Annotated in this window: 7 protein-coding genes, 1 tRNA gene and 1 pseudogene; 3 read left to right on the forward strand and 6 right to left on the reverse strand. The window is 40.1% G+C overall.

Annotated features, from left to right (window positions below; all coding sequences use genetic code 11):
• Positions 1-527 precede the first annotated feature (527 nt).
• Together MCO_RS11115 and MCO_RS11120 are read right to left on the reverse strand one after the other, a co-directional pair.
• Positions 528-888 (reverse strand): annotated as a pseudogene (locus tag MCO_RS11115) (helix-turn-helix domain-containing protein).
• A complete protein-coding gene (locus tag MCO_RS11120) occupies positions 857-1009 on the reverse strand; it encodes a hypothetical protein (RefSeq protein WP_245256841.1) in 153 nt (50 codons plus the stop codon). The pseudogene MCO_RS11115 and the gene MCO_RS11120 overlap by 32 nt, the downstream one beginning before the upstream one ends.
• Positions 1010-1204: 195 nt before the next feature.
• Here MCO_RS11120 and MCO_RS04105 point away from each other — a divergent pair, with 195 nt between their 5' ends.
• The gene (locus tag MCO_RS04105) at positions 1205-1507 is read left to right on the forward strand and encodes a HipA domain-containing protein (protein ID WP_007552778.1); all 303 of its coding nucleotides are present in this window, start codon (positions 1205-1207) and stop codon (positions 1505-1507) included.
• An 18-nt stretch (positions 1508-1525) separates the two neighbouring features.
• The gene (locus MCO_RS11490) at positions 1526-1654 is read left to right on the forward strand and encodes a hypothetical protein (RefSeq protein WP_007552779.1); all 129 of its coding nucleotides are present in this window, start codon (positions 1526-1528) and stop codon (positions 1652-1654) included.
• A 200-nt stretch (positions 1655-1854) separates the two neighbouring features.
• Here the strand turns inward: MCO_RS11490 and murA are convergent, their stop codons facing one another.
• Both murA and MCO_RS10805 read right to left on the reverse strand, forming a co-directional pair.
• Positions 1855-3150: a UDP-N-acetylglucosamine 1-carboxyvinyltransferase gene (murA, locus tag MCO_RS04110; RefSeq protein WP_007552780.1), complete on the reverse strand. Its 1296-nt coding sequence runs from the start codon at positions 3148-3150 to the stop codon at positions 1855-1857.
• A gap of 202 nt (positions 3151-3352) precedes the next feature.
• Positions 3353-3505, reverse strand: a complete 153-nt coding sequence (locus tag MCO_RS10805) for a hypothetical protein (RefSeq protein ID WP_007552781.1) — start codon at positions 3503-3505, stop codon at positions 3353-3355.
• A gap of 163 nt (positions 3506-3668) precedes the next feature.
• On the opposite strand from MCO_RS10805, the gene MCO_RS04115 reads away from it, so the two are divergent.
• Positions 3669-3743: transfer RNA gene (locus MCO_RS04115), tRNA-Thr, on the forward strand.
• Between the two features lie 403 nt (positions 3744-4146).
• On the opposite strand, the gene MCO_RS04120 is transcribed toward MCO_RS04115, so the two are convergent.
• Positions 4147-4932, reverse strand: a complete 786-nt coding sequence (locus MCO_RS04120) for a lambda exonuclease family protein (RefSeq protein ID WP_007552783.1) — start codon at positions 4930-4932, stop codon at positions 4147-4149.
• Positions 4933-4978: 46 nt separating this feature from the next.
• The coding region (locus MCO_RS10985; protein ID WP_040298802.1) for a hypothetical protein at positions 4979-5244 on the reverse strand (266 nt) is incomplete at its 5' end.

Below are 5244 nucleotides of genomic sequence, written 5' to 3' on the forward strand. Positions count from 1 at the left end.
AACATCCTCTGCCCCAAACATCCTCTGCCCCAAACATCCTCTGCCAAAACATCTAAAAGAATAATCCCTAACAATAACGAAAATTGTAATAACAAGGAATGTTCAGAAAAATCTACACACTCTCAAATGCTTCTACGTTGCCTCAAAGGAAGCTGAAGCTTTTGGCTAGAGCATTCTCCAATCTTCTCTTCTTCAAAAATGATCTTCAGACTTAAGGGGATTTTGTTGGTTCTATGGAGTCCTTATCAAAAAAGCTAAAAACCATAGGTCTTAAAAAATTTAAAAATATCAAAATTTCCCGCAAATTTGCCTAACACAAATAAGTCATTCTTTGAGAAACAAAGGAAAGAGATGAAAGATGAAATTTTTTATGATTTTTAAAATAGAGAGAAGGAGGCTACATTGGGATATTCCTGCGGGGAAATCACCCCCTTCCCTGAAATGGAATCTATGTGATATTTTATTATTTAGCAAGAGAATATTTAAAAGATTTTATGCTCATGAGAAATTAAGCACAAAATTGCCTTTTATTTTCTAGGTGTGAGTTCTCTAAAATTTTTCAAAAGCAAGTATTCCTCTTTGCTCGATACTCCCTCATCACAGTGATACGAGGTATTTTCTTTTGTTGAAAGATCAGAGTAAAAAAAAGTAAGTGGGATATCCAGTATATAGAGGCAATTTCTTTTAAGCGCCCTGCGTTTACACGATTTGTTCCTTTTTTATACTTTTGGATTTGTTGCAAGGTTACACTTAAATGGTGACCTCATTGTTTTTGAGACATTTTCAACATTTCTTGCCTAAAATGAACTTTTATCTCACAGAAATGTCATTAAAATGTGGATTTTTATCTGGCACCTCACTCCCCGTGGGGTGCGAGCACCCGCGCATCAGTATTCCGAGAGTCTGAAAGTACTGAACTCAAAATAGTTAAACCGAGGATAACAATGCCGACAATAACACCACCTAAAACCATCCTATCAAAATAGGGGAAAACATCATTCCACGTCATGTTATTTTGTCCGATATAAGGACTTAGTCTAATGTATTCATTTGCACTATAATAAGTTGCAAACAAACCAAAGATGATCATGGATGAAAGCGTGATATTTTTTCTGCTATGTCGTTTTGCAATAAGATGAATGGAGAACTCGAAAGTGCAATAAGGATTTAAATATGAGTGTGAAGGAGAACCCAGTATTGCTGCGTGTCAAACCATTATTTTCAATATACGTTACGTCCTGCTGTTGATCAACTTAATTGCCTTAATATAGTTATTTTTAATTATTTAATTGGTAATACTGACGCGCATGGCAAAAACTTTTCACGACTTTACCAACAGAAAAAAACAGAACTTGCTCCTGCATATGATTTGTTAAGCATGGCTATTTATCCAGATTTATCTCAAAATATGGCTATGAAAATAGGAGGAGAATATAAACCTAAAAATATATATTTGCATCATTTTTATAAAATGGTTTCGGACACTAAAGCTGCTCCATTGTCCTAAAAAAAGCAAATAAAAAGAATGACTGATTCAATCAATGATAAGGCAATAAAATTAAAAGAAGAACTCGAGGGTGAAGGTTTGCATTCTGAAATTTTTGATACAATCATCAATGTTATTCAACAACGTTCTCAACATTTGAAATTTTAATCTCCTTATCTTTAGCTACCCCTCTTTCCTCAAAGACAAAGTTTTACGGCGCTACGGATAACGATAGGCATCCCGCTCCTCAAACATTCTGGACCGCTCTCCAAAGTCATAAACATCAGACCTCCGCGTTTATTGAGAAGACGAACAAACCTTGGTTCTTAAGGTCAAAGCCCCTCCCAAAAGATAACGCACGAAGGGGATTAAACTGTGACGCGCTGAATTGTAGCGCCACAGCGGGCTAATTTTTCCTCCAACCTCTCAAAGCCGCGATCAAGATGGTACACGCGGTTGACGATGGTTTCTCCCTTTGCCGCCAAAGCAGCAATAACAAGAGAGACGGAAGCACGTAAATCCGTAGCCATGACTGGTGCTCCTTGCAGATTGTCTGTACCAAAGATGGTTGCTGTCTGCCCATTGAGTTTTATCTGAGCACCCAAGCGGGTAAGTTCCTGAACATGCATAAAGCGATTTTCGAAAACCGTCTCAGTAATCCGCGCAATTCCCTGCGCTCGTGTCATCAGCGCCATGAATTGCGCTTGGAGATCAGTTGGAAAAGCAGGATAAGGACCTGTTTTGATATCCACAGACATTATTTTTGTTTTTTGTGGATTTCGTTTAACCTGAATTCCTTGAGGTTCTATTTGAATATCGAGTCCAGTCTTTTGAAGAACCTTGAGCACTTTCGTCAAATGACTGGGGTTTGCATTTTTGAGAAACACATCGCCGCCTGTCATAGCAACAGCCATTGCGTAGGTTCCCGCCTCGATTCGATCAGCAATGACACGTATTTTAGCACCATTGAGTTTTTTTACCCCCTCGATAGTGAGAGTTGTTGTTCCTTCACCGATTATTTTTGCGCCCATAGCGTTGAGGGTTCGAATAAGATTTGCAACTTCTGGTTCACAAGCAACATTATCAAGAATGGTTGTTCCCTTCGCCATGGTTGCAGCCATAAGCATAACATGTGTTCCCCCGACAGTGACGTTAGGAAAATGGTAATGCGCACCTTTTAATCCTTTTGGAGCTTTAGCACGGACATATCCATTTTCGATAGAAATATTGGCTCCTAAAGTTTTGAGCCCCTCAAGGATAAAATCGACAGGTCTTGTTCCGATAGCGCATCCTCCAGGCAACGAAACAGTTGCCTCACCACAGCGCGCAAGTAGGGGTCCTATCACCCAAAAGCTTGCTCGCATTTTTTTCACCAGTTCGTAGGGTGCACGTGTTGTAGCTATTTTTTGCGCGGTAAAATGGATGGTTCTTGAGTATACACAATCGTGATGAACTTCCTGTCCGTCGACAGCATATCCAACACCATGATTATTGAGAATACGAATAAGCAATTCAACATCAGCAAGATGGGGAATATTTTCTAAAGTAAGAGTCTCTTCAGTGAGCAGTGACGCAATCATCAGAGGCAATGCGGCATTTTTTGCCCCTGAGATAGGAATAGTCCCTGTAAGTTTTTTCCCACCAATAATTTGAATAGAATCCATAGTGCTTTCCCTCTTTCCCTTTGTATTTCCCCTTCCAAAGGTTTTACCCCCTTGAGAAGTTATCTTGAGAAGTTATCTTGAGAAGTTATCTCGAGAAGTTACTTTGTTATGGTTTCAAAACGAATCTCAAATAGTAACGAACTCCAAATGCTATAACGAACTATTGAGAGATTTGGTTGCAAAATGCTGTAAGAAACATTTTTTAAAGCTCTGTTTGCGCTTTTTTTCGACTTTGCTCTTTTCTGCGTTTCAGATTTTGACGTAATTGTTTAGCCAGCCTTTCTTGGCGCCGTTTTGCTTTTTCATCTTTGTGATTAAATTTTTCTTGCTTTTGTTTTTGATGCATTTCTGTCATTGCGCAACCTTTTGAACAGTGTTGAGCCTCTTCAAGCAACTCATAGCTTTTGTATAAGGAGTGTATGTCATGACACAAGAAGGGTTTTCTTTCAAGAATACATAAATGCTCTCTTGCCTATTTTATGACAATATGGCACAAGACAGCGCACAGATTGAAAAGGGCTGCGGTAGCTCAGTGGTAGAGCACTCCCTTGGTAAGGGAGAGGTCGAGAGTTCAATCCTCTCTCGCAGCACCATTTACACAGCGCATCTTCATAGCCTCTCACAACGTATTCAAGGCTTCCTTATCATACTCTTAATACTCTTGCCCCCTCGCTTATTTCTCAGAATGATCCTTACATAACTTTTCCAACATCCCTTAACAATTGTTGGCAATGGCATAACATGCATCTTCTTAGCTATTCTAAAACATCTGCACATTTTTTCTCTCATTTACCCATTAAAATACTGTTCTCAGTTTACGGGCTTATCAGTTCCACTGCTGCTACAAAAAGCCTCCTAGGCTCTACAAAACCAAAACTACAAAATTATAAACAAAATCACACCAATACTCTCCAACATCTCATCGCTTTTCCACACAAAGCGGCTAAAAACATTCTCACAACCCTCTTACCCCCCTTGTTCAATAGTTTTACATTTCTAACGCTGGACAGATCTCGATTTTCTCCGCCTTATTACAGCTCTCTCCTTAAACCTAGAGCGTGTCTTTTCCCCCACTTTTGTCCCAAGCCCCCCACCTATACGCGCCTTACTTGCATTCTCCCCTCTTTCATCCCCCTCTCGTATAATTTTTATTCTCACACCAAACCCTGTATCGGTACACTTAATTTTCTGTACCATAATCTCCAAAGCCTCATTAAAACGGCTAATTTCACTTTCAAGTTTTCGAATATAAACTTCATCACGATAAGCACGCTTAATCAAAGGTGGCATATCAGGCCAATAGAGCATCAAATCTATCCATTCACGTTGAGCAATCCATAATCCCCCCTGACATTGTGCTTTATGTTCTGCTGGAAAACTCTTTTGGTAGAAATGAGGGATTAAAATTTCAGGTTTTTTGGTTTTAATTTCCAACAAGCCGTTTTTTCCAACAAAAGCATCGGGGGAAAAGCCTTTCATACGATCATCGGCTAGAACAAACCCTATACATTCAGGCTGTGTTTGTGTAAGTGTACCATAAAGTCTGCGCGCACTTGGTTCTAATTCTGTTCCGCGTCGCATAGAAAGCGTTGCCCCCTCATCGACGGTTTTTCCCGTGATTCTTTCTCCAGCAAGTTTCATCAGAACACTATGATATCTTGAAGTTTTCTGCCCCTGTTTTTTTTGTGCTATAACCATTTCAAACAAAGAAGCCGTAATCAAGCCATTGCGCGCTTGCTTCCATTCAGCTGTTCCCTGAATACAATCGATAATGATTGGCATAATATTTCCCCCATTCTATTTTTCTTTACCGTTGAGGAAACTTTTTCTAAACTTGATATTTAAATCGCCCCCTCTCATATTTTGAAACATCCACTATAGAACACTTACCCTTTAGCTTACCTTCCTCATGCTTCTTTTTTGGACTCCTCCCCCCCAACACGTCTCTCCCACACCTCTCCCCTAAACGGCGGGAGCTCCCCTCTCTCTTAAACCTCCCCTCTCCCCCAGTGATCTTTGCCCGCTCCTCCAAACCAACACCTCCCCCCCAAAAGCTAAAGCAAATACCTGAAACCTGCCCCCCTCTCACCACCA

The sequence above is a fragment of the Bartonella sp. DB5-6 genome, from assembly GCF_000278115.1.
Taxonomy (GTDB): Bacteria; Pseudomonadota; Alphaproteobacteria; order Rhizobiales; family Rhizobiaceae; genus Bartonella; species Bartonella refiksaydamii.

Excerpts from the sequence above, each read along its gene's own strand:
- MCO_RS11120 (WP_245256841.1), bottom strand. The coding sequence starts at position 1,009 with ATGACGTGGAATGATGTTTTCCCCTATTTTGATAGGATGGTTTTAGGT.
- MCO_RS11490 (WP_007552779.1), top strand. The coding sequence starts at position 1,526 with ATGACTGATTCAATCAATGATAAGGCAATAAAATTAAAAGAAGAACTC.
- murA (WP_007552780.1), bottom strand. The coding sequence starts at position 3,150 with ATGGATTCTATTCAAATTATTGGTGGGAAAAAACTTACAGGGACTATT.
- MCO_RS10805 (WP_007552781.1), bottom strand. The coding sequence starts at position 3,505 with ATGACAGAAATGCATCAAAAACAAAAGCAAGAAAAATTTAATCACAAA.
- MCO_RS04120 (WP_007552783.1), bottom strand. The coding sequence starts at position 4,932 with ATGCCAATCATTATCGATTGTATTCAGGGAACAGCTGAATGGAAGCAA.